This window comes from Cuneatibacter caecimuris (assembly GCF_004216775.1).
GTDB lineage: Bacteria > Bacillota > Clostridia > Lachnospirales > Lachnospiraceae > Cuneatibacter > Cuneatibacter caecimuris.
Genome location: NZ_SGXF01000007.1, coordinates 108,852 through 133,553, shown reverse-complemented (window position 1 = coordinate 133,553; position 24,702 = coordinate 108,852). Strand labels below are relative to the sequence as shown.

General features: G+C 49.6%; 20 protein-coding genes and 2 tRNA genes. 20 read left to right on the top strand and 2 right to left on the bottom strand.

Annotated elements, in window-relative coordinates; all coding sequences use genetic code 11:
* Positions 1 to 22 precede the first annotated feature (22 nt).
* The gene (locus EV209_RS14380; protein ID WP_130436168.1) at positions 23 to 223 is read right to left on the bottom strand and encodes a cold-shock protein; all 201 of its coding nucleotides are present in this window, start codon (positions 221 to 223) and stop codon (positions 23 to 25) included.
* Positions 224 to 418: 195 nt separating this feature from the next.
* Between EV209_RS14380 and EV209_RS14375 the strand changes: the two genes are divergently transcribed.
* The 15 genes from EV209_RS14375 (at position 419) to EV209_RS14305 (ending at position 16,263) form a co-directional block, all read left to right on the top strand.
* A complete protein-coding gene (locus EV209_RS14375; protein WP_165388942.1) occupies positions 419 to 1,426 on the top strand; it encodes an AEC family transporter in 1,008 nt (335 codons plus the stop codon).
* Between the two features lie 565 nt (positions 1,427 to 1,991).
* On the top strand, positions 1,992 to 2,699 hold the full coding sequence (pyrH, locus tag EV209_RS14370; RefSeq protein ID WP_130436166.1) for a UMP kinase: 708 nt from the start codon (positions 1,992 to 1,994) through the stop codon (positions 2,697 to 2,699).
* Between the two features lie 51 nt (positions 2,700 to 2,750).
* Positions 2,751 to 3,305 carry a ribosome recycling factor gene (gene frr, locus EV209_RS14365; RefSeq protein ID WP_130436165.1) on the top strand — a complete coding sequence of 185 codons (555 nt, stop codon included), beginning with the start codon at positions 2,751 to 2,753 and terminating at the stop codon, positions 3,303 to 3,305.
* Between the two features lie 132 nt (positions 3,306 to 3,437).
* The gene (locus EV209_RS14360) at positions 3,438 to 4,157 is read left to right on the top strand and encodes an undecaprenyl pyrophosphate synthase (RefSeq protein WP_130436164.1); all 720 of its coding nucleotides are present in this window, start codon (positions 3,438 to 3,440) and stop codon (positions 4,155 to 4,157) included.
* On the top strand, positions 4,157 to 4,963 hold the full coding sequence (locus EV209_RS14355) for a phosphatidate cytidylyltransferase (protein WP_130436163.1): 807 nt from the start codon (positions 4,157 to 4,159) through the stop codon (positions 4,961 to 4,963). Before EV209_RS14360 ends, EV209_RS14355 begins: the two co-directional genes overlap by 1 nt.
* 13 nt (positions 4,964 to 4,976) lie before the next feature.
* The gene (locus tag EV209_RS14350) at positions 4,977 to 6,122 is read left to right on the top strand and encodes a 1-deoxy-D-xylulose-5-phosphate reductoisomerase (protein ID WP_130436162.1); all 1,146 of its coding nucleotides are present in this window, start codon (positions 4,977 to 4,979) and stop codon (positions 6,120 to 6,122) included.
* Between the two features lies 1 nt (position 6,123).
* Positions 6,124 to 7,203 (top strand): RIP metalloprotease RseP, encoded by a 1,080-nt coding sequence (rseP, locus tag EV209_RS14345; RefSeq protein ID WP_243647604.1) that lies wholly within the window; start codon positions 6,124 to 6,126, stop codon positions 7,201 to 7,203.
* A 25-nt stretch (positions 7,204 to 7,228) separates the two neighbouring features.
* Positions 7,229 to 8,296, top strand: coding sequence for a flavodoxin-dependent (E)-4-hydroxy-3-methylbut-2-enyl-diphosphate synthase (ispG, locus tag EV209_RS14340; RefSeq protein WP_130436161.1), 1,068 nt, complete (start codon positions 7,229 to 7,231; stop codon positions 8,294 to 8,296).
* The gene (locus EV209_RS14335) at positions 8,289 to 12,812 is read left to right on the top strand and encodes a PolC-type DNA polymerase III (RefSeq protein WP_130436160.1); all 4,524 of its coding nucleotides are present in this window, start codon (positions 8,289 to 8,291) and stop codon (positions 12,810 to 12,812) included. Before ispG ends, EV209_RS14335 begins: the two co-directional genes overlap by 8 nt.
* Positions 12,813 to 12,828: 16 nt before the next feature.
* Positions 12,829 to 13,107, top strand: coding sequence for a putative quinol monooxygenase (locus EV209_RS14330; protein WP_130436159.1), 279 nt, complete (start codon positions 12,829 to 12,831; stop codon positions 13,105 to 13,107).
* Positions 13,108 to 13,111: 4 nt separating this feature from the next.
* The gene (gene pcp, locus EV209_RS14325) at positions 13,112 to 13,723 is read left to right on the top strand and encodes a pyroglutamyl-peptidase I (RefSeq protein WP_130436158.1); all 612 of its coding nucleotides are present in this window, start codon (positions 13,112 to 13,114) and stop codon (positions 13,721 to 13,723) included.
* Between the two features lie 64 nt (positions 13,724 to 13,787).
* The gene (locus EV209_RS14320) at positions 13,788 to 14,693 is read left to right on the top strand and encodes an aminoglycoside phosphotransferase family protein (RefSeq protein WP_130436157.1); all 906 of its coding nucleotides are present in this window, start codon (positions 13,788 to 13,790) and stop codon (positions 14,691 to 14,693) included.
* A gap of 1 nt (position 14,694) precedes the next feature.
* Entirely contained in the window at positions 14,695 to 14,952 is a 258-nt protein-coding gene (locus EV209_RS14315; protein ID WP_165388941.1) for a hypothetical protein, read from the top strand.
* Between the two features lie 314 nt (positions 14,953 to 15,266).
* The gene (locus EV209_RS14310; RefSeq protein ID WP_130436155.1) at positions 15,267 to 16,037 is read left to right on the top strand and encodes a GNAT family N-acetyltransferase; all 771 of its coding nucleotides are present in this window, start codon (positions 15,267 to 15,269) and stop codon (positions 16,035 to 16,037) included.
* Positions 16,038 to 16,191: 154 nt separating this feature from the next.
* Positions 16,192 to 16,263, top strand: a tRNA-Glu gene (locus EV209_RS14305).
* A gap of 568 nt (positions 16,264 to 16,831) precedes the next feature.
* Here the strand turns inward: EV209_RS14305 and EV209_RS14300 are convergent.
* Positions 16,832 to 16,903: transfer RNA gene (locus EV209_RS14300), tRNA-Glu, on the bottom strand.
* A gap of 173 nt (positions 16,904 to 17,076) precedes the next feature.
* Here EV209_RS14300 and nagB point away from each other — a divergent pair.
* From nagB to EV209_RS14275, 5 genes are all read left to right on the top strand, one after another.
* Positions 17,077 to 17,820, top strand: coding sequence for a glucosamine-6-phosphate deaminase (nagB, locus tag EV209_RS14295; protein ID WP_130436154.1), 744 nt, complete (start codon positions 17,077 to 17,079; stop codon positions 17,818 to 17,820).
* 10 nt (positions 17,821 to 17,830) lie between these two features.
* Positions 17,831 to 19,024 carry an N-acetylglucosamine-6-phosphate deacetylase gene (gene nagA / locus EV209_RS14290; protein WP_130436153.1) on the top strand — a complete coding sequence of 398 codons (1,194 nt, stop codon included), beginning with the start codon at positions 17,831 to 17,833 and terminating at the stop codon, positions 19,022 to 19,024.
* A gap of 21 nt (positions 19,025 to 19,045) precedes the next feature.
* On the top strand, positions 19,046 to 20,290 hold the full coding sequence (locus EV209_RS14285) for a GNAT family N-acetyltransferase (RefSeq protein WP_130436152.1): 1,245 nt from the start codon (positions 19,046 to 19,048) through the stop codon (positions 20,288 to 20,290).
* A gap of 172 nt (positions 20,291 to 20,462) precedes the next feature.
* Positions 20,463 to 22,376, top strand: coding sequence for a DNA gyrase/topoisomerase IV subunit B (locus EV209_RS14280; RefSeq protein WP_130436151.1), 1,914 nt, complete (start codon positions 20,463 to 20,465; stop codon positions 22,374 to 22,376).
* 22 nt (positions 22,377 to 22,398) lie between these two features.
* The gene (locus EV209_RS14275; RefSeq protein ID WP_130436150.1) at positions 22,399 to 24,633 is read left to right on the top strand and encodes a DNA gyrase/topoisomerase IV subunit A; all 2,235 of its coding nucleotides are present in this window, start codon (positions 22,399 to 22,401) and stop codon (positions 24,631 to 24,633) included.
* The last annotated feature ends 69 nt before the right edge of the window (positions 24,634 to 24,702 follow it).

Below are 24,702 nucleotides of genomic sequence, written 5' to 3'. Positions count from 1 at the left end.
GCACAACGCGGTAATACTGCGATTAGATTCTGGTTACGTTAGTTGCCTGAGGCCCCTTAGCGCCGTTAACAACTTCGAACTCTACTGCCTGACCCTCTTCCAGAGACTTGAAACCGTCCATGTTCAGTCCGGAGTAGTGTACGAATACGTCGTTACCCTGCTCATCACAGATGAAGCCGTAACCCTTCTGATTGTTGAACCACTTTACTGTACCTTTGTTCATGCTGATACCTCCAAAAAAATTAAAAAAATTATAATGTGCTGCCGCTGCTTGCGGCTGTTTTTAGAATAACACACTCTCATACTTCTGTCAAACGATTTCAGAAAAAAATTGATGTAAAACCCTTGCCGGTAAACCGTTGAATAATAGAGCATTATATGCTATGCTGTAAAATAGAATGACAATATGGAGGCAGTTATGCTGGATAATTTTATGTATGCCATTAATGCAATATTTCCTCTGATTTTGCTGATCGGGCTTGGGTATTTTTTAAAGCAGATCCGTATGTTTGACGAGAATTTTTTTAAAAAAGCCAATACACTGGTATTTCGGGTATGCCTTCCGGTACTTCTGTTTTATAATATCTATAATATAGAAGATCTTCAATCGCTGCGCATGGATGTGGTGGCTTATGGGTTGATTGTAATTGTGATACTGTTTCTGCTGGGTATGGTTACCGTACATTTTTTTATTAAAGACCCAAAACAGAAGGGGGTAATTCTGCAGTGTGTATTCCGGTCAAACTATGCGATCATCGGCTTGCCCGTAGCCGAGGCCCTGGGAGGAAGTGAGGCAGCTGCAATTGCCTCTCTGCTGTCAGCATTCTCAATTCCTCTTTTCAATATACTGGCAGTGGTTTCTCTGTCTGCCTATACCGGGGAAGAATCTGGCGCGGATATAAAATCCATGCTGCGGAAAATATGCCGTAACCCTCTGATAATCGGCGTGCTCTGCGGGCTTCTGGCCCTGGGAATCCGCAGCCTGATTCCGCAAAACGATATGGGCGGGGCTGTATTTTCCGTCAAGAAGCAGCTCCCTTTTATTTACAGCGCAATAAAGAGCCTTGCGGAAATTGCTTCCCCCCTGGCATTGGTCGTGTTGGGCGGGCAGTTTACATTCCGGGCGGTAAAGGGTATTAAAAGAGAGATTTTGATCGGCACCCTTTGGCGCATTGTACTGGCGCCGGCACTGGGATTGATTCCCGCAGTTCTTCTTTCCCGATATACTGCGGTTCTGTCCTTTGGGATTGTGGAATTCCCGTCTTTGATCGCGCTGTTCGGGTCTCCTGTGGCAGTTTCTTCCGCGATCATGGCAGCGGAAATGGAAAATGACGAGGTGCTGGCCGGCCAGCTGGTAGTTTGGACAAGTCTGGGTTCTGTGCTGACCTTATTTATCATTATCGTCCTGATGCGGATGATTTACTGAACATACAGAGGAGAAGACAGAAGTTAAACGGATTAGGAATTCCGAATTGTCAAGGCAGGGAGTTTATGGTATAATGTCGTCAGACATTATACGCGCCGGAGCGAAAGCGAAGTGCGCATACCAGCACGAAGTGCAACATATCAGCGGAGCAGATATGTATAATGTCGTCAGACATTATACGCGCCGGAGCGAAAGCGAAGTGCGCAAACCAGCACGAAGTGCACCATATCAGCGGAGCAGATATGTATAATGTCGTCAGACATTATACGCGCCGAAGCGAAAGCGAAGTGCGCATACGAGCACGAAGTGCACCATATCAGCGGAGCAGATATGTATAATGTCGTCAGACATTATACGCGCCGAAGCGAAAGCGAAGTGCGCATACGAGCACGAAGTGCACCATATCAGCGGAGCAGATATGTATAATGTCGTCAGACATTATACGCGCCGAAGCGAAAGCGAAGTGCGCAAACCAGCACGAAGTGCAACATATCAGCGAAGCTGATATGATATAATGTCGCCAGACAAGGACAAAAAATAATGCGAGAGATGAAAGAGGTTTTTCATGGAAAAGAAAAGACGCGTATTATTAAAGCTGAGCGGAGAGGCTCTCGCCGGGGAAAAGAAAACCGGCTTTGATGAGGAAACAGTAAAAGAAGTTGCCAGGCAGGTGAAAATTTCTGCGGACAGCGGTGTGCAGGTGTGCATCGTGATCGGAGGCGGCAATTTCTGGAGAGGCCGTTCCAGCAATGCGATAGACAGAACCAAGGCGGACCAGATCGGCATGCTGGCTACTGTTATGAACTGCATTTACGTTTCTGAAATATTCCGCAGTCTGGGCATGGACACAGAAGTTTTCACCCCATTTGCGGTAGGGGCCATGACCAAGCTGTTTTCCAAAGATGAGGCGGTGAAATGCCTGGAGCAGGGCAAGGTAGTGTTCTTTGCGGGAGGAACGGGACATCCTTACTTTTCTACAGATACAGGAATTGCTCTTCGGGCTGTAGAGATGGAAGCGGATACGATTCTGCTGGCAAAGGCTGTTGACGGTATTTATGACAGCGATCCCAAAGTGAATCCGAAGGCCAGGAAATTTGATCGGATCAGCATTCAGGAAGTGGTGGAAAAGCAGCTGGCGGTGATTGATTTGACCGCATCTATCCTGTGTATGGAGAATCATATGCCTTTGGCAGTATTCGGACTGAATGAACAGGATGCGATTGCCCATGCCATGAACGGAGAAATTACAGGAACCATTGTGACGGCGGAATGATGCCGGCCGGCGCATCAGAAACAGAATAAATTAAAACGGAGGAGTTTTTAAATGGATGAGAGATTAAAAGTATATGAAAGTAAGATGGAGAAATCATGTGGAGCGCTTCGCTCCGATCTGGCGGCTATCCGGGCAGGCAGAGCGAATCCGCATATCCTGGATAAAATAACAGTAGATTATTACGGTTCTCCCTGTCCGCTGCAGCAGGTAGCCAATGTATCTGTGCCTGAGGCGAGAATGATCCAGATCCAGCCCTGGGAGAAGAGCCTGATCAAACCAATTGAAAAAGCCATTATGACTTCCGATATCGGAATTAATCCCAATAACGACGGATCTGTGATCCGCCTGGTATTCCCTGAGCTGACGGAGGAACGCCGTAAAGAACTGGCAAAGGATGTAAAGAAAAAAGGAGAGGCCACAAAAGTAGCGGTCCGTAACATACGCAGGGATGGCAATGACGCCATCAAGAAAATGAACAAGAACAATGAAATCACGGAAGATGAGCTGGCGGAATTTGAAGAGCAGATGCAGAAAATGACAGATAAATATGTTGCTGAAATTGAGAAAGATGTGGAAGCTAAGACAAAAGAAATTATGACAGTATAAGCCTGTTGGCATCAGCAGGAGGGGGCAGGGGAACAGCCTGCCCCTTTTCATGATATGGGAAATTTCAAAGGAGAGAGTTGAAGTGTCTTGCCCAGTTTGTTTTAAGAGGCAGGATAATGCCGGGAGGAATATATGAATGATTTTGAAAATTTGAGGATTCCAGAGCATGTCGCAATTATTCTGGACGGAAACGGGAGATGGGCAAAAAAACGGGGCCTTCCCCGGAATATGGGTCATGCGGAAGGCTGTAAAACTGTGGAGCAGACCGTGGAGGACGCAGCAAGGATGGGGATTAAATATCTGACGGTATACGGTTTTTCTACAGAAAACTGGACTCGGCCGGAAGATGAAGTAGGCGCGCTGATGCAGCTGTTCCGTTATTATATGAAGCGACTTTTGAAGGTGGCTTCCAGGAACAATGTGCGGGTGAAGAGCATAGGGGACCGCAGCCGCTTTGCTGAAGATATTATTCAGGGGATCAATGCGCTGGAAGAGCAGACCAGAGAAAATACAGGGCTGACCTTTGTTATTGCAGTGAACTACGGAAGCAGGGATGAAATCCGGCGCGCTGTGGAAAAAATCGCCGGTGAGGTAAAGGCCGGCGCGCTGCAGCCGGAAGATGTTACAGAAGAAGTGATTGCCGCGCATCTGGATACGGCAGGTATCCCGGATCCGGACCTTCTGATCCGCACCAGCGGAGAACTGCGGCTGTCCAATTACCTGCTCTGGCAGCTGGCTTATACTGAATTTTATTTTACGGATATTTACTGGCCGGATTTCAATAAAGAAGAGCTGAAAAAGGCGGTTCTGCAATATAATAAGAGGGACCGCAGATTTGGAGGAGTGAAGTAATGTTCTGGACCAGATTACTGAGCGGCGTGATTCTGGTGGCGGTGGCGCTGGCTGCCGTTATCGCAGGGGGGCCGGTGCTGTTTGCGCTGGTTGCCGCAATTTCCCTGATCGGAATGTTTGAACTGTACCGTGTTTATGAAATTCATAACCGGCTTATAGGATGTGCCGGTTACGCCGCTGCCGCCGGATATTTTGCCCTGCTGTATTTTGGCTGCCAGGAATTCTATTTGGCGCTTTTGGCAGGCGCTTTTCTGCTGGTAATGTGCGTCTATGTATTTTCTTTTCCGAAGGTCAGTGCAGAACAGGCGATGGCATCATTTTTCGGGATCTTTTATCTGGCGGTAATGCTGTCTTATGTATATCAGCTGAGGGAGGGCGCCGACGGGGCTTATCTGGTCTGGCTGGTATTTATAAGCTCCTGGGGGTGCGATACCTGCGCATATTGTGCGGGGAGACTGTTTGGCAAACATAAGATGGCTCCGGTCCTCAGCCCCAAGAAGTCAGTGGAAGGCGCCGTGGGAGGTGTTGCGGGCGCGGGAATCCTGGGCGCCGTATATGGAGCTGTTTTCCAGGCTCAGCTTCCAGCTTTTTCCGAGATGGCGGCGCTTTGGTGCGCAGTGATCTGCATGGCGGCGGCGCTGCTGTCCATGGTTGGGGATCTGGCGGCTTCCGCCATCAAACGCAACCATGGGGTGAAGGACTATGGAAAACTGATACCGGGACATGGAGGAATACTGGACCGATTCGACAGCATGATTTTTACAGCCCCTGTGATTTTTTATCTGGCGTGGCTGCTGCAGGTATAGGAGAGAGATTAAGATGAAGACAATAGCAATTCTGGGCTCTACTGGTTCCATTGGCACGCAGACGCTGGAAGTGGCCCGGGCCAACGGGGATATCCGGGTGGCGGCGTTGGCCGCCGGTAAAAATATAGCCCTTTTGGAACAGCAGGTGAGGGAGTTCCGACCAAAACTGGCTTGCGTTCAGGAAGAGAAGGATGCAGCAATGCTGCGCGGGGCCCTGGCAGACATGGATGTACGGGTAGTTTCCGGAATGGAAGGGCTTCTGGAGACAGCGGTTCTGCCGGAAACAGAAATCCTGGTGACAGCCATTGTAGGAATGATCGGCATCCGCCCTACGATCGAGGCCATGAAGGCAGGCAAGGATATTGCTCTGGCCAACAAAGAAACGCTGGTGACAGCGGGGCATCTGATTATGCCGCTGGCACAGCAGTGCGGCGTGCGGATTCTTCCGGTAGACAGCGAGCATTCCGCAATTTTCCAGTCTCTTAACGGAGAAAGCAAAAAAGAAATTTCCAGGATTCTTCTCACCGCTTCCGGCGGCCCTTTCCGCGGGAAAACCAGAGCAGATATGGCAGGCGTGCAGGTAGAAGACGCGCTGAAGCATCCCAACTGGAGCATGGGGAGAAAGATCACCATTGATTCAGCCACCATGGTGAACAAAGGTCTGGAAGTGATGGAAGCAAAGTGGCTGTTCGGCGTTACATATGATCAGGTAGAAGTGGTGGTGCAGCCCCAGAGCGTGATCCATTCCATGGTGGAATTTCAAGACGGCGCGGTGATGGCGCAGCTGGGCACGCCGGATATGAAGCTGCCGATACAATATGCGCTCTACTATCCTCAGCGCAGATTCCTGTCGGGGGAACGGCTGGATTTTGCGAAATTGGGCAGAATTACTTTTGAAGCGCCTGATACGGAAAATTTCCGGGGATTGTCGCTGGCATATGAAGCCGGAAGGGCGGGAGGAAACCGTCCCGCAGTGTTTAACGCTGCCAATGAGCGGGCTGTGAGCCTGTTCCTGGACAGAAAGATCGGCTTTCTGGAAATTACAGACATCATACAGGAAGCGCTGGAATCTGTACCTTTTCAGGATTCTCCCGGTGTGGAACAGATTCTGGAGGCAGAGGCTGCTGCATATGAACTGATCGGAAACAGATGGAGGTAATATGGATTTAGTTCTGAATATTATTTATTCGCTGCTGATTATCGGCCTGGTGATCCTGGTCCATGAATTCGGCCATTTTATTATTGCCAAGAAAAACGGCGTGCATGTGGTGGAATTCTTTGTGGGAATGGGGCCCAATATCTGCAGTTTTGTCAAAAATGGCACAAGATATTCCCTGAAATGGATTCCTTTTGGCGGCGCCTGTGTGATGCTGGGCAATGCGGACGGTCTGCCGGATGAGGAGATAGAGAAAGAAATTCAGGATGATGACCGGGCTTACAATAATAAATCTGTATGGGCCAGGATTTCAATTACCGTAGCGGGTCCGATTTTTAATTTTCTGCTGGCGCTGCTGATCGCTATTGTCCTCAACGCACTGGGCGGCGTGGATTTGCCTGTGCTTTCCCAGGTGGAAGAAGGATATCCGGGTGAGGCTGCAGGGCTTCAGGCAGGGGATGAGATTGTAAAGGTGGACGGACACCGGATTACCTTTTACCGCGACCTCACCCTGTATATGAATCTGGATATGACGCCGGGCAAAGAGATTCCTATCGTCTATGAGCGGGACGGCAAACAGTATGAGACTTCTCTGACGCCCCAATGGGACGAAGAATTGCAGCGTTACCGGATCGGCATTGTCAGCAACGGATACACAAAGCTGGGGGTATGGGGGACGATAAAATACGGTTTCAGCGAGGTGGGGTACAACATGTCCCTGGTATTTAAGAGCCTTGGCATGCTTTTCTCCGGCCAGGCGGGCCTGAATGATCTCAGCGGCCCTGTGGGCATTGCCAATATGGTGGGGGATGTGGTGGAACAGAGCAAACCAGGGGGATTTTATCTGATTTTCCTGAACCTGCTGAATTTCACTATGTTTATCAGCGCCAACCTGGGCGTGATGAATCTGCTCCCGATTCCTGCGATCGACGGCGGCAAACTGGTATTCCTGCTGATCGAAGCGGTCCGCGGCAAACCGGTGGCAAAAGAAAAAGAAGGCCTGGTGCATGTGGTGGGCTTTGTGCTGCTGATGATACTGATGGTTGTAGTTTTGTTTAATGATATCAGAAAACTGTTTATCTGATCAAGGGGGAGGTCCGGGAATGCGCATGAATACAAAAAAAGTGAAAATCGGCAGCCGGGTGATCGGCGGGAACAACCCGATCCTGATTCAGTCCATGACCAATACCAAAACAGAGGATGCGGCTGCTACCATCGCTCAGATCCGCCGTCTGGAGGATGCCGGATGCGAGATTGTCCGGTGCGCGGTTCCTACCATGGAGGCGGCAGCGGCGCTGGGCGAGATTAAAAAGCAAGTGTCCGTCCCGGTAGTCGCGGATATTCACTTCGACTACAGGCTGGCTGTCGCGGCTATTGAACACGGGGCAGATAAAATCAGAATTAATCCCGGCAATATCGGGTCTCCAGAGCGGGTCCGCGCCGTGGTGGACGCGGCCAGGGAGAGGAAGATCCCCATCAGGGTAGGAGTGAACAGCGGTTCCCTGGAAAAAGAGCTGGTTCAGAAGTATGGGGGCGTGACCGCAGAGGGGTTAGTGGAAAGCGCGCTGGGGCAGGTGAGGCTGATAGAGGATATGGGCTATGATAATCTTGTGATCAGTATCAAATCCTCAGATGTGATGATGTGTGTCGGGGCGCATGAGCTGCTGGCTCCCAGGACAGAGCATCCCCTGCATGTTGGGATTACAGAAGCCGGGACGCTGACTGCGGGAAACATCAAATCAGCCGTGGGGCTGGGCCTGATTCTTCATCAGGGAATCGGGGATACGATCCGCGTTTCTCTGACCGGAGATCCGGTGGAAGAGGTGAAGTCCGCAAAGCTGATTCTGAAAACCCTGGGCCTGCGAAAGGGCGGTGTGGAAGTTGTATCCTGCCCGACTTGCGGGCGAACACAAATTGATCTGATCGGTCTGGCCGGACAGGTGGAGACGCTGGTATCCGGTTATGACCTGGATATAAAAGTCGCCGTGATGGGCTGCGTGGTGAACGGGCCGGGCGAGGCCAGAGAAGCAGATCTGGGGATTGCCGGAGGCATCGGAGAAGGCTTGCTGATCCGAAAAGGGGAAATTATAAAGAAACTGCCGGAATCTGAGCTCCTGCCGGCGCTGAAGGCGGAATTGGACGCTCTGTTGAAACAGAAGAAGGGGTCTTATGTCTAAGAAATTTTTAGATACATTTCCTACAATTTCATATCAGGATGTCTGGCGGGATCTCCTATCCATGGTTGAGGTACAGTATATCCAGTATTCACGGGATAAAACCTCCATCAGGGTTTATGTGGAGTCTCCCCGCTTAATCCAGAAACCAGAAATAAGAGAATTGGAAGAACTGCTGCAGAAGCAGCTGTTCGGCGAGCAGGGGCTGGGTGTTCAGATTGTAGAGCACTTCAGCCTTTCTGCGCAGTATACGCCGGGAAAGCTGCTGGAAGCATATAAAGACAGCATTCTGGAAGATTTCCGGACGTCCAGCGTTCTGGAGTGCAACCTGCTGCGCAAGGCAAAATGGCAGTTTTCCGGGGAGCAGGAGACGGAACTCACATTAACGCTGGCAGACGGTCCTTTGGCCAGAAACAGGGCCCAGGCAATCCGGGAGCATCTGGAGAAAATATTTGGGGAACGCTGCGGATTTTCGGTACATGTACATATACAGTTTGAAAAAACACAGAAATCAGACCGCCGCAGGCAGATCGAAGAACAGGAAAAGCAGGAGATCAATGCGATTCTGCGGGACAGAACTGCGGGACAAACAGCAGGGCAGGGGCATTCCGAAGGAGAGAAACCTTCTGGTTTGTCTTCAGCAGCTTCTGAAGTGCCCTGGGATGAACCTGGAAAAGGGAAGGACGCGCAGAAGCAGCCTGCGCCATTTTCTGGCCCGCAGGCTCCGGCACGCCAGGAAAAGCGGCCCGGCGGCTGGAACGGCAGGAAAAATGAGCGGCGTTATCAGCCGGGCGGCTATAAGCGCTCTGATGATCCGAATGTAATTTATGGAAGGAATTTTGACGGGGAAAACATGCCGATTTCCGAACTGACAGAGGAAATCGGAGAAGTGGTGGTGCAGGGAAGGGTTCTGGAAATGGTGTTCCGTGAACTGCGCAATGGCGAGAAGACCATCGTAACCTTTCCTGTCACAGATATGACGGACACCATTATGGTGAAGATCTTCATCGCCAACGAACACCTGCCGGAACTGAAGGAAAACCTGAAGCAGGGCAGTTTTGTGCAGGTGAAGGGGATGGCGTTGTTCGACCGCTTTGATAAGGAACTGGCGATTTCCTCTGTGATCGGTATCCGAAAAGCGGCCGATACGTCTGAAAAAAGAGAGGACCACGCGCCGGTAAAGCGGGTGGAGCTGCATTGCCATACCAAGATGAGCGAAATGGACGGGGTTTCTGAAACAAAAGATCTGGTCAAACAGGCCAAGAAATGGGGCCATAAGGCGCTGGCAATTACAGACCATGGCTGTGCTTACGCCTTTCCGGAAGCCCTGCACTGTCTGGAAAAAAATGACCCCTTTAAGGTGATTTATGGGGTGGAAGGCTATCTGGTGGATGATCTGAAGGATATTGTGACCAGATCGGCAGGCCAGAGTCTGGACGTGCCCTTTGTAGTTTTTGATATTGAAACCACCGGGTTCAGCCCCCTGAAAAACCAGATTATTGAAATCGGCGCGGTGCGTGTGGAGAAAGGAAAGGTGACGGACCGGTTCAGCACATTTATCAATCCTCAGGTCCCGATTCCGTTTAAAATTGAACAGCTGACCGGTATCGACGACACGATGGTACTGGACGCGCCGCTGCTCTCCCAGGCGCTGCCGGATTTTATCCGTTTCTGTGAAGGAGCCGTGATGGTGGCGCATAACGCAAATTTTGATATGGGATTTGTCAGCCATTACGCCAGGCAGCTTGGAATGGCTTTTGAACCCACCTACGTGGATACCGTGGGCATGGCCCGGGTGCTGCTGCCTCATTTAGGGCGCTATAAACTGGATACTGTGGCCAAGGAGCTGGGTGTTTCCCTGGAAAATCATCACAGAGCGGTGGATGACGCGGAAGCCACCGCAGGAATTTTTCTCCGGCTCTGTGAAAAATTGAAAAAAGAAGGCGCAGACAATCTGGACCAGCTGCAGGAACGGTCTAAATTATCCCCTGAGGCAATTAAAAAACTGCCTACTTACCATATTATTATTCTGGCGAAGAATGAAACCGGGAGAATCAATCTGTACCGGTTGATCTCCGAAGCGCATATTGATTATTATTTCAGAAGGCCAAGGTTCCCCAGAAGCGAGATCCTGCGGCTGCGGGAGGGGCTGATTCTGGGCTCTGCCTGCGAAGCAGGGGAGCTGTACCAGGGGATTCTCCGGGGAGAGTCGGATGAAGAAATTTCCAGAATGGTGAATTTTTATGATTATCTGGAGATTCAGCCCCTGGGCAACGACATGTTTATGCTGCGCCAGGAGGACGGGCCGGTAAAAACAGTGGAGGATCTGAAGGAAATCAACAGAAAAATTGTGAAGCTGGGGGAGGAATTCCGCAAGCCGGTGGTAGCCACCTGCGATGTCCATTTTCTGAATCCTGAGGATGAAGTATACCGGAGGATTATCATGGCGGGGAAAGGTTTTTCCGATGCGGACGACCAGGCGCCGCTGTATTTCCGGACCACTGAAGAAATGCTGGCGGAGTTCGAGTACCTGGGCAGTGAAAAGGCTCAGGAAGTGGTGATTACCAACACGAATATGATAGCTGACTGGGTTGAAAATATTTCACCGGTGCGCCCGGACAAGTGTCCGCCGGTGATTGAGAATTCTGATGTGGATCTGCGGAATATGTGCTATGAGAAGGCGCACTCCATGTACGGGGATCCCCTGCCGCCCATTGTGGAGGAACGGCTGGAACGAGAGCTGCATTCCATCATCTCCAACGGCTTTGCCGTGATGTATATTATCGCGCAGAAGCTGGTTTGGAAATCCAATGAGGACGGGTATCTGGTGGGGTCCAGAGGGTCTGTGGGATCTTCTTTTGTAGCAACGATGTCAGGCATTACAGAGGTCAACCCTCTCAGCCCTCATTACTACTGTAAAAAATGCAAGTACAGTGATTTTGATTCTGAGGATGTGAAGAAGTTCTCAGGAGGGGCAGGGTGCGATATGCCGGATAAGATCTGTCCGGTATGCGGGGAAAAACTGACGAAAGACGGTTTTGACATTCCTTTCGAGACGTTCCTGGGCTTTAAAGGCAATAAAGAGCCGGACATTGACCTCAACTTTTCAGGGGAATACCAGAGTAATGCCCACGCCTATACAGAAGTGATCTTTGGCAAGGGGCATACTTTCCGGGCCGGCACCATCGGCACGCTGGCGGACAAGACGGCCTTCGGATATGTGAAAAACTATTATGAGGAACGGGGAATTCAAAAAAGGACCTGTGAAATCAACCGGATTACCCAGGGCTGCACAGGGGTACGGCGTACTTCCGGCCAGCATCCCGGCGGCATTATTGTGCTGCCTCACGGGGAAGAGATCTATTCTTTCACCCCGGTGCAGCGCCCGGCCAATGATATGACCACCAATACGGTTACCACCCATTTTGACTACCATTCCATAGACCACAACCTGCTGAAGCTGGACATTCTGGGACACGATGATCCTACCATGATCCGTATGCTGCAGGATCTGGTGCCGGTGAATATGCAGGAAATTCCTCTGGATTCCCAGGAAGTGATGTCATTATTTAAAGATACTTCTGCCCTGGGGATCAGGCCGGAGGACATTCATGGCTGTAAACTGGGAGCCTTGGGAATTCCGGAGTTTGGAACGGATTTCGCCATGCAGATGCTGATTGAGACAAAGCCTCAATATTTTTCCGACCTGGTGCGGATCGCGGGTTTGTCTCACGGCACCGACGTATGGCTGGGCAACGCCCAGACCCTTTTGCAGGAGGGAAAGGCCACGATTTCCACGGCGATCTGTACCCGCGATGACATTATGATCTATCTGATTTCCAAAGGATTGGATAAAGAGCTGTCTTTCACCATCATGGAGAGCGTCCGTAAGGGAAAAGGCCTGAAGCCGGAGTGGGAAGAAGAGATGAAGGCCCATGATGTGCCGGACTGGTATATCTGGTCCTGTAAGAAGATCAAATACATGTTTCCCAAAGCCCATGCCGCTGCATACGTAATGATGGCATGGCGGATCGCTTACTGCAAGGTGTTCTATCCTCTGGCTTATTACGCGGCGTTTTTCAGCATCCGAGCCACCGGTTTCTCCTATGAGCTGATGTGCCTTGGAAAAGACAAACTGGAAGCCCATATGGCGGATTATAAGCGCCGCATGGATACGCTGACAAACAAAGAGCAGGATACTTACAGGGACATGCGCATTGTGCAGGAAATGTATGCCAGAGGCTATGAATTCATGCCGCTGGACATTTACAGAGCAAAAGCGGCGCGTTTCCAAATCATTGACGGAAAGCTGATGCCATCTTTCAGTTCTATCGACGGGCTGGGGGATAAGGCGGCGGAACAGATTGAAGAAGCAGCGAAGCAGGGGGGATTTCTTTCTCTGGATGATCTGCGCACCAGATCGAAGATCAGCAAGACAGTGGTGGATAAGATGGCGGAGCTGGGGCTGCTGAAGGGGCTGCCTGAGTCCAATCAGCTGTCGCTGTTTGATTTCACATGACAAGGAGGTATATAAAATGGTACTCGTTTACGCAATCTGCAAAATCAAGCCTGGAATGGACGCAGAGTTCAAGCAGGCGGTATCCAACATGATCACCATGACCAGGGCTGAGGAAGGGAATATGACCTATGACCTGGGCAAAGAAAAAGAGAACACTTATGTGTTTGTGGAGCGCTGGCTCAATGAAAGGGCGTTGGAGGAACATCTGAAGACCAGGCATTTCCTGGAAGCCGGAAAACGTCTGGAGAGGATTCTCCAGGAACCGCTGGATATTCACAAAGTAGAAGGGATCTGAAGGGATGAAAGTGCTTGTGACCGGGTTTGAACCTTTTGGAGGCAGCGCGGTAAATGCTTCCTGGGAGGCTGTGCGCAGGCTTCCGGACAAGATTGGAGGGGCTGAGATCTGTAAACTGCGCCTGCCGGTAGTATTTGGAGAGGCGGGGGCAATTCTCAGCCGCTGCATGAAAGAAGAGCGTCCGGATGCAGTGATTTCTGTGGGCCAGGCGGAAGGAAGAGATAAAATCACGCCGGAGCGGATCGCCGTGAACCTGCGGGATGCCAGGATTCCTGATAACCGGGGAAATCAGCCCCAGGAAGAATCTGTGGTCCCTGAAGGGCCGGACGGTATTTTTGCCACAATTCCGGTGAAACGGATTGCAGAGGCCCTAAGGGCTGCCGGGATTCCGGCTGGGGTTTCTGGCAGCGCAGGGACTTATGTATGCAATGATGTGATGTACCAGGCCCTGTGGAGCGCCGGGGAGATGGACAGCAGGCCTGCCGCCGGGTTTATCCACGTTCCCGGTCTGAGCGCCGGAGAAAATGCGCCGGAAGAAAAGAGGCCCGGCATGGATCTGGACTGCATGGTTCGGGGGCTGGTGATTGCGGTGGAAGAAATCACAGGTTATCAATAAAATCCTCCAAAAGCCTTAAAAACAAAGGACGACTTAAAATGAGAATTACCATGGGGGGAAACAGATGAATTATGTAACTAAAGTTCTAATAAGAAAAGGCTGGTCGAGCGATAAAAAATACTGCGTTACGGATGAAGATGGCGCACGCTACCTTTTGCGTGTATCTGATATTGCGCAGCATGATACAAAGCAGTCCGAGTTTAACATGATGAAACAGGTTGCTTCTTTGGGAGTGCCTATGTGCCAGCCTATTGAGTTTGGCACTTGTGAGGATGGCGTATATTCTGTCCAAAGTTGGATTGACGGCGAAGATGCAGAACAGATTATGTCGGGCTACTCAGACACTGAGCAATATGTATTTGGTCTTGAAGCAGGACGTATTCTTCGTAAGGTCCACTCTATCCCTGCTCCTACAACACAGGAAGATTGGGAAATCCGTTTTAATCGCAAAATGGATTATAAAATCGAAAAGTACAGCGAATGCCCTATCAAGTATGAGAACGGACAGGCATTTGTCGACTACATAAACGAAAACCGCCATTTACTCAAAGATAGACCGCAGGTATATCAGCACGGCGATTATCATATCGGAAATATGATAATTGACCGGAACGGCAAGCTACATATTATCGACTTTAATCGTAATGATTACGGCGATCCGTGGGAAGAATTTAATCGTATTGTTTGGTGCGCTCAAAAGGCTCCTCTCTTTGCCACCGGGATGGTGGACGGATACTTCAATAGCGATGTGCCGTTGGAGTTTTGGAGACTGCTTGCACTTTACATTTCAAGTCATACGCTCTCCTCTGTATATTGGGCAATACCATTTGGACCGGACGAAGTGAATATTATGTTGAATCAAGCCAAAGAGATTCTTTCGTGGTATGACAATATGCGTAATCCCGTGCCAACATGGTATTTCACCGGAAATATTTGCTTGGGCACAGAAAAGGATGCCGTGTACAAATAATATGGGGCGTATGTGGGGCAGTTCTCTCTTTCAATCACCCGAGGAGTATCAGCTCGGAGCTGATATTGATGAAATTACGAATGTTTATACTCTTGGTGCTACCGCTTTTGCGCTCTTTGGCGAGTATAATCGCACTTGGGACAAATGGCAGCTAAGCGACGAGCTGTTTGAGACCGCCGTGAGAGCAGTGGGCGATAACCGTGTAAATCGTCAGCAATCAATCAAACAGTTTACAGAAGAACGGAAGGCTGTATTATAATGAAAGCCATCGCATTTTGCGGGCTTGCGTGTTGCATATGGCTCCCTGCAAGAACGCTAAGTACAAACTACAAGTTTGTGCGAGAGGTGTACTTCGCTCTCAAATGTCGAGGGACTTTACCTGCTGAAAAAATAGTTTGATATTCGAATGAATAGTTTCCTTTGTTTCAGCCCGTAAGGGCAAAAACAAGAGGAATTACATAATATTTAAACATTTTGGTATCAAATAACGCTTAATAATACAATCATTCTTTATCTTGCAAAGAAACCATAAATTAATATGATGAGCACGTAACCTACAGGAAGGCATTTGCTATGTTTACAAATCAAGATATTATAAAGATTGCAATGAAACAATCTGCATTAGATATAAACTGCTTGGAGGAGGACTTCTTAAAAGAAGATAATGTTGTTGTCCGCTCTGAAGTTGGCGCGTTGGCAAAAAAGTATTATAAGGAACCAGTTGCCTGTAATCTTGTCTCCTATGGGAATAACATAGTGGCTTCTGTTAGAGATGAATATAGGGCCATTGTGAAAGCGTATATTGATAAGTTTGAATTTTATCACTGTTTTGAAACTCCCAATCTGCACTGGCTTGAGAGCAGATTATATAAATATGAGCAGAAAATTTGCTTTATGGCAGAATACTTTTTGCCAGATATGAAAAGACTTCAGCCTTTATCCAGTGAGTATGAGATTAGATTTATGACGCCGGAAAATTTAGTTGATTTGTATTTACCTGAATGGAGCAATGCTTTATGTGAAAAAAGAAAAGAGTTAGATGTCCTTGGCATTGGGGCATATGAAAAGGGCAAACTGATTGGTCTGGCGGGCTGTTCTGCTGATTGCGAAGATATGTGGCAGATAGGTGTTGATGTATTGCCCGCATATCGCAAGAAAGGAATTGCTGCCACATTGACAAGTAATTTAGCCATGGAAATTCTTGAAAGAAATAAAGTTCCTTTTTACTGTTGTGCATGGTCCAATATACGGTCAGCGAGAAATGCAATTAAAAGCGGTTTTTCTCCAGCATGGGTGGAGATGACCGTGAAACCTAAAGTGCTAGTCGACGAAATGAATCAATAAATTTTCATTTGCCAGGGCAATTATGAGCAGATAGCCCGCCCGTTCCTATTGTGCGGCGATTAAAATACTTATAAGAGGCTATACGGCTTACAATCATCTGTAGTAATCAAAAAAGTGCTTGACAAAATGGACTGGATCAGGTATATTTATCTACGGTTCCTTGGTCAAGCGGTCAAGACGCCGCCCTCTCACGGCGGAAACAGGGGTTCGATTCCCCTAGGAACTGCTAAATTATTATATTGACTTAGTTTAGGCCGTCATATAGATGCCCTTCCGTTTTATCGGAGGGGCTTTTATAATATAGGAATTCACATACTGCGGCGGTGCCAAAATGAGTACGCCCCTCATAGGTGTAGGGGGAGTTGAAGTGGATTTGCCACTTTATTTTTTTCCTCTATTCACAGAGATTAAAGAAAAAAGGCATAGTTCTTTTTTCCTACTGTTTAATAGGTATTATATAATCTATGGTCACCTTCTTATATCAGAGAAGTTAAGCGGCGGATAAATAAAAAAGTATCCCGCTCGCGGGATTCCCCGCCTGCGGCGTGTCGTTTTAGCGACGTGATTCCTTACGCCGCAGTGCGATCCCCCGGAGGGTTTTATTGCATAGGGAACGCGGTTTCTTATGCAAGAACAAAGAGTCCGGCCCGCCGGACTCTCGCGCCGGAGCGCAGCCGCTTCAGCGGCCATATTTCCTTAGCGCGTAGTGCGCATCCCCCCGGAGGGTTTTGTTACATAGGGAACGCAGTTTCCTATGTAATAAAAAAACCGATATCATAAGATACCGGTTTGTACAGTTCCTAGGGGAATCGAACCCCTGTTTCCGCCGTGAGAGGGCGGCGTCTTGACCGCTTGACCAAGGAACCGTAAATCAGTATAAAGGACAGGCATGGAATTGTCAAGTACCAATTTGCTAAAACATTAAATTTTTTTCTAAGAAATTGCCAAGAAAAGTCAGATTATCGCAAGGGCATACTGGAATACCGCCATGAATTATGATAGAATAGGAGAATAACCGAATTAAGAGGAGGATATAACCATGGGATTAAGGATTTATCAGACGAAAGATTATCAGGCAATGAGCCGTAAAGCAGCCAATATTATTTCAGCTCAGGTGATTCTGAAGCCGGAGTGCGTTCTGGGGCTGGCAACAGGCTCTACGCCGGTTGGGGCGTATCAGCAGCTGGTGGACTGGTATCAAAAAGGAGACCTGGATTTTTCAGGGGTGACTACCGTGAACCTGGATGAATACAAGGGCCTGGACGGAAAGAACAGCCAGAGCTACAGATATTTTATGAACTATAATTTATTTGACCATGTAAATGTGGATAAATCCCGTACCTTTGTGCCCAACGGCCTGGAGGAGGACGGGGAAAAGGAATGCGCCCGCTACGACCAGGTGGTTGCGGCTACCGGAGGGGTGGATCTTCAGCTGCTGGGGCTGGGGCGCAACGGCCATATCGGATTTAATGAACCCTGTGATGAATTTAAAAAAGGTACGCACCTGGTGGCGCTGAGCCAGAACACGATTGACGCGAACTCCCGGTTTTTTGACTCAATAGATGAGGTGCCGAAATTTGCTTATACCATGGGAATCCGCACCATCATGCAGGCCAGAAAAATTTTAATGGTAGTCAGCGGGGAGGATAAGGCAGAGGCTGTGCGCAAGTCATTTTTCGGACCTTGTACGCCGGAGGTGCCTGCTTCTATACTGCAGATGCATCCGGATGTGATTCTGGTGGCAGATGAGGCGGCGCTGTCACAGATTGCAGACAAGATCTGAGGAGGCAGTCATGATACTGAAAAATGTGCTCTGCTACGGAGAGGACGGACAGTTCCATGCAGGTGAACTGTATGTAAAGAACGGCATGTTTGTAAAACAGCCGGAGCCGGGAGATGAAGTGGTGGACGGCAGAGGCGCTTATGCCATTCCAGGACTGACAGATATTCATTTCCACGGCTGCGTGGGCCATGACTTTTGCGACGGGACGAAAGAGGCAGTCAATGCCATAGCAGAATATGAGGCGGCCTGCGGCGTGACCCAGATTTGCCCGGCGACGATGACGCTGCCGGAAGAAGTTCTGGAACAGGTGTGCCGGACGGCGGAGGGATTCAGACGGGAACAGGGGATTCTGGCGGACGGAAGAGCCGACAGGCTGGCAAAAGGAGCTGGAGCGCCGGAAGCCGGGGGCCGCGCGGTGCTCTGCGGCATCAATATGGAAGGGCCCTTTGTTTCCAAAGAAAAGAAAGGCGCGCAGAATGAGGCCTATATCCGCAGGCCGGATGCAGGGATGTTTTCCCGCCTTCAGAAGGCTTCGGGCGGAATGATGCGCCTGGTAGCCCTGGCGCCGGAGATTGAGGGCGCAATGGAATTTATTGACTCTGTAAAAGATGAAACCATTGTTTCCCTGGCGCATACGGCGGCGGACTATGAGACCGCTTCTGCCGCGCTGCGCCGTGGAGCCTGCCATGTGACCCATCTCTACAATGCCATGCTCCCGTTTTCTCACCGGGCTCCCGGCGTGGTGGGCGCCGCCTTTGACGCGCCGGACTGTATGCCGGAACTGATCTGCGACGGGATTCATGTGGCTCCCAGCATGGTGCGGGCTACTTTTGCCATGTTCGGCAGGGAAAGGGTAATCCTGATCAGCGACAGCATGATGGCTGCAGGAATGCCGGACGGAGAATATTCTTTGGGAGGCCAGGCGGTGACTGTGACAGGAAACAGGGCGGAGCTGAAGGACGGGACTATAGCCGGGTCTGCCACAAACCTGACGGACTGCATGCGCAGCGCCGTGGGCATGGGGATTCCTCTGGAAACTGCGGTATGGTGCGCGGCGGTGAATCCCGCGAAATGCATTGGAATCGACGGCTGGTGCGGGAGTCTGACGCCCGGAAAACTGGCGAACTTTGTGCTGCTGAATCCGGAAAATTTGGATACAGAAGCGGTATATGTGACAGGCAGGAAAGTTGACAGGATGAGGTAAGGAAAGCAAGGAAGGTGCTGCATGAGCGATCAGAAAAAAGAAAAAGAGTATCTGGAGGTGAAAGGAGATTTTAAAATGCGGCGGCTGGACGGCGGAGACCTGGAACAGTTTAACGCGCTTCTGCGCTATGCTTTTCAGGTAACTGCCGATGAGCTGGTGAAATCAGGGTGGACGGAAAATGAAATGATGTATGCGAAGATGCCGGTTCTTCAGTCGTCTTACGTGCTGGGGTGGTTCTATCATGAGAAGCTGGCTTCCATGATTGTGGTCTATCCCATGCAGGTAAATGTCCATGATACGCTGATGGACATGGGCGGCGTCACTGGGGTGGCGACCTATCCGGAATATGTGGGCCGCGGGCTGATCAGCTCTTTACTTTTGCGGGTGCTGGCCCATATGAAAGAAAGCGGGCAGAAGCTTTCCTTTCTGTATCCTTACTTTATTCCCTTGTATCGGAAATTTGGCTGGGAAATTGTGTCAGATAAGATTACTTTTACCATTAAGGACTCCCAGCTCCCCAGGGCTGTGCCCGTGCCTGGAATGATGGAACGGGTGGATACTGACAGTGAGGATCTGAAGAATGTGTATGATTATTTTTCCGCCCAGAGCCACGGAGCGCTGGTCCGCAATGAGCTGGAGTGGGAAGAATACTGGCGCTGGGACAGCGATGATGTGATTGCTGCCATATATTACAATGAAAAACACAAGCCTTTAGGATATGTGGTCTATTATTTGAAAAATGAGGTATTCCAGGTCAAAGAACTTGTGACGCTGAATGCTGAGGCGCGGCATGGGATCTGGAATTATATCAGCGCGCATAAATCCATGCTGAATACCGTTACCGGCTCTAATTATTCCGGAGAACCCATGGCATTTGCTTTTGAGGACAGCGAGATGGTGGAGAACATCGAACCCTATATCATGGCCCGCATTGTGGATGTAAAAACCTTTATGGAAGAATATCCTTTTCAGGAACAGCCTGATTTCAAGGTGCATTTCCGAATCCGCGACGCTGCGGCGCCATGGAATAATGGAGACTTTGTGGTATATTGGCAGGAGGGGGAAACAGTCTGCGAGCAGATTGAAGACGCGCCGTATGTGAACCTGGTGGAGCTGGATATACGGACGCTGACTACCATGATGATGGGCTATAAACGTCCCGGATACCTCTATGAGCATGAATATCTGGAAACGGAATATTATATGGTGCAGGTGCTGGAAAAACTGATTCCAGTTGGAAAGCCTTACTTTTCTGATTATTTCTGATCAAAGTCCCACAGCTTGACATTTTTAATTTTTTCCTATATGATGTTTCCAGAATAAAGGAAGCGGCAGGGTCAGAGTAGGCGAGAGCACCTGGCCCTGCAGTTTTGTTGTTTCATAAGTCCGCAATCGGGCTTTATGTTTTGCATGGAAACTATGGACTCAGGAGGTATCTATGGCAGCATCTTATAATGCAGAGAGTATCACGGTGCTGGAAGGCCTGGAAGCAGTGAGAAAACGCCCCGGTATGTATATCGGCAGTGTTTCCACTTCAGGCCTGAATCATCTGGTTTATGAAATTGTTGACAATGCGGTAGACGAGCATCTTGCCGGGGCATGCAGCCGTATTCAGGTGACGCTGGAAACAGACGGCTCTGTGACCGTGTCGGACAACGGCCGCGGAATCCCTGTGGACAGACACCAGAAAGGCGTTTCTGCGGAGAGAGTGGTGTTTACCACCCTGCATGCGGGAGGAAAATTTGACAATAAGGCATATAAAACCAGCGGAGGTCTGCACGGCGTAGGGTCTTCCGTAGTCAATGCGCTGTCAGAATATCTGGAAATTAAAGTATGCAAGGACGGATATATCCATTATGACAGCTATGAACGAGGCGTTCCCACAGCAGAATTGAAGGATGGATTGCTGCCCAGGATCGGCAGGACGAAAGAGACAGGCACCACCATCACCTTCAAGCCGGACGCAGAGATTTTTGAAAAAACTCATTTCAACGCGTCTGCAATTAAAAGCCGCCTGCATGAAACCGCCTACCTGAATCCCGGGCTGACCATTGCTTTTTCCGATCAAAGAGAAGGGGAAAAAGAAGAGGTGGTATTCCATGAAACAGAAGGAATCAGCGCATATATCCGGGAGCTGAACAGAGGAAAAACACCGGTGCATGATATCATTCTGTATCAGGGCAGGAACGAAGATATAGAGGTGGAAGTAGCGTTCCAGTTTGTGGAAACCTTTGAAGAGCGCATATTGGGATACTGTAATAATATCTATACCTCGGACGGCGGAACGCATTTGACTGGTTTCAAAACGAAATTCACTCAGATTATCAATTCCTATGCCAGAGAACTGGGGATTTTAAAAGAGAAGGACGCAAACTTTACCGGCGCGGACACCCGCTGCGGGCTGACTGCCATTGTGGTGATCCGCCATCCGGACCCGATTTTTGAGGGGCAGACCAAAACAAAGCTGGGAAGCGCGGATGCGGCGAAGGCAGCAGCCGGAGTGACAGGAGAACAGCTGGAACTGTATTTTGACAAAAACCTGGAAACACTGAAAAATATTATCGGCTGCGCGGAAAAATCGGCCAGAATCCGTAAGGCTGAAGAAAAGGTGAAATCCAATCTTTTATCCAGGCCCAAGTTTTCATTTGACGGAAATGGCAAGCTGGCCAACTGTGAAAGCAGGGATGCTTCAAAATGTGAAATTTTTATTGTAGAGGGAGATTCCGCAGGCGGTTCTGCCAAGACAGCCAGAAACAGGAAATACCAGGCGATTCTTCCGATCCGGGGAAAAATTCTGAATGTGGAGAAGGCGACCATGGACAAGGTGCTGGCCAATGCGGAAATCAAGTCCATGGTGCAGGCATTTGGCTGCGGATTCTCTGAAGGATATGGAAATGATTTTGATATCACCAAACTGCGGTATGACAAAATTATTATTATGACGGATGCCGATGTGGACGGCGCTCATATCAGCACGCTGCTCCTCACCTTTTTCTATCGCTTCATGCCGGAGCTGATCACGGAAGGGCATGTATACCTGGCTATGCCGCCCTTGTATAAAACAGTGCCCTCCAGAGGAGAGGGAGAATACCTCTATGATGATATCGCTCTGGAAAAATACAGGAAGACGCACAAAAATTTTACGCTGCAGCGCTATAAGGGGCTGGGAGAAATGGACGCGGACCAGCTCTGGGAGACCACGCTGGACCCGGAGACCCGAAATCTGAAAAGAGTAGAAATTGAAGACGCGCGGATGGCCAATGAAGTGACGGAAGTATTGATGGGCAGCGATGTGGAACCGAGGAGAGTCTTTATATATGAACATGCCCGGGAAGCGGAACTGGACATCTGAGCACAAGGAGACAGAGTAGAGTATGGCAGAATCAATTACGACAACAGAATTTTCTTCTGAAATGCAGCAGGCATATATTAACTATTCCATGTCTGTGATCATGGCCAGGGCGGTGCCGGATATCCGGGACGGGCTTAAACCGGTACAGCGCCGCGTGCTGTTTGCGATGAATGAACTGGGGCTGAACGCGGACAAGCCTCACAGAAAATCAGCGCGTATTGTGGGAGATGCCATGGGTAAATACCATCCCCACGGAGACAGTTCCATCTATGACGCGCTGGTGGTGATGTCCCAGGATTTCAAGAAGGGCATGGCGCTGGTGGATGGGCACGGCAATTTTGGATCCATAGAAGGAGACGGGGCCGCGGCGATGCGTTATACAGAGGCGCGGCTGAAAAAATTCACCCAGGAAGTCTATCTGGCAGACCTGGATAAAGATGTAGTGGATTTTAAACCGAATTTTGATGAGACAGAAGAAGAACCTGAAGTATTGCCGGTCCGCGTCCCCAACTTCCTGGTCAACGGTTCAGAGGGCATTGCCGTGGGCATGACCACTTCTGTGCCAACCCATAATCTGGGCGAAGTGATCGACGGCGTGAAACTGCTGATCGACAATCCGGCAGCTACCACAGAAGATCTGATGGCGGTGATCCAGGGGCCGGATTTTCCCACCGGAGGAATCGTTATCAATAAATCCGATCTGAAAGAGATTTATGAATCCGGCAGAGGGCGCATCAAAGTCAGGGGAAAAGCCGAAATTCAGAGAGGAACGCGCAGAACAGACAAGGATCAGATTGTGATTACAGAGATTCCTTACACCATGGTAGGCGCGAATATCAGCAAGTTTCTTTCAGACGTGGCGGCTTTGGTGGAAAATAAAAAACTGCCGGATATTCTGGATATTTCCAATCAGTCCTCCAAGGAGGGGATCAGGATTGTGCTGGAGCTGCGCAAAGGGGCGGACGCGGAGCGGATTCTTCAGGCTTTGTATAAGAAGACAAAGCTGGAGGATACCTTCGGAGTCAATATGCTGGCCATCGCGGGGGGCAAGCCTGAAACTCTGAGCCTGAAGCGGGTGCTGGAGGAGCATGTACAGTTCCAGATGGAAGTCAACACCCGGAAATACAGAACGCTGCTGAAAAAGGAAACAGCCCGTAAGGAAATACAGGAAGGACTGATCCGGGCAGTGGATATCATAGACCTGATCATTGAGATCATCCGCGGCAGCAAAACACTGAAAACTGCAAAAAACTGCCTGATAACTGGAGAGACTCAGGGCATCACCTTCCGTCATAAGACCAGTGAGCAGCAGGCCAGAAAACTCTGCTTTACTGAAGCGCAGGCTACCGCAATTCTGGAACTGCGCCTGTCAAAACTGATTGGTCTGGAAATCCTGGCGCTGGAAAAAGAGCATGGGGAGACAGTAAAGAAAATTGCCCGGTATGAAAAACTTCTGGGCAGCCGCCGGGCAATGCTGGACGCCATCAAGGGGGATCTGGACCATATCAAGAAAGAATACGGCCTGCCCAGGAAAACCCAAATACTGGACGCCCAGTCAGCAGTATATGAAGAAGAGCCTGAGAAAGAGGTGCCTGCAGTATTTTTAATGAACCGTTTCGGGTATGTGAAAACCATGGAAGAAAGCCTTTTTCAGAAGAACGAAGAGTCCGTGATGGCGGAACATAAACTGGCCCTGCCCTGCATGAGCACCGGTAAAATCTGCCTCTTCACAGGTCAGGGGAACCTGCATCAGATTAAAGTGCAGGACATTCCCTCGGGGAAACCAAAGGATAAAGGCGTGCCTATAGAAAATATCAGCAATTTTAACGGGGAGAATGAAAGCGGTTTGCTTTTTACCACCTCAGAAGCTATGAGCGGAAGAAAACTTTTATTTGCAACAAAGCGGGGGCTGGTGAAGATTGTGGACGCTTCCGAGTTTGAAACGATTAAAAAGACGATTGCTTCCACGAAATTGGGAGAGGGTGACGAGCTGGTCTCTGTGGAATTTCTGGAAAAATCAGAACTGATCCTGGTTTCTCAGGATAAGACCTATCTTCGGTTTGCGGCAGAAGAGATACCGGAAATGAAGAAGGCATCCGCGGGCGTGCGGGGAATGAAGCTGGCCGAAGGTGATGCAGTCTGCCAGATCATTCAGGCCGATCCGGGAGAATCGGTGAAAATTAAGCTGGGCAGCAGGCGGTATGGGCTGGATAAGCTGAAAAAGAGAGACGCGCGGCCGGAGAAAATTATTAAATAGTACATTATGGAAAAAATGCTTGCAATCCAATCATTGGTGTGCTATACTATACAAGACTAGAGTATTAAG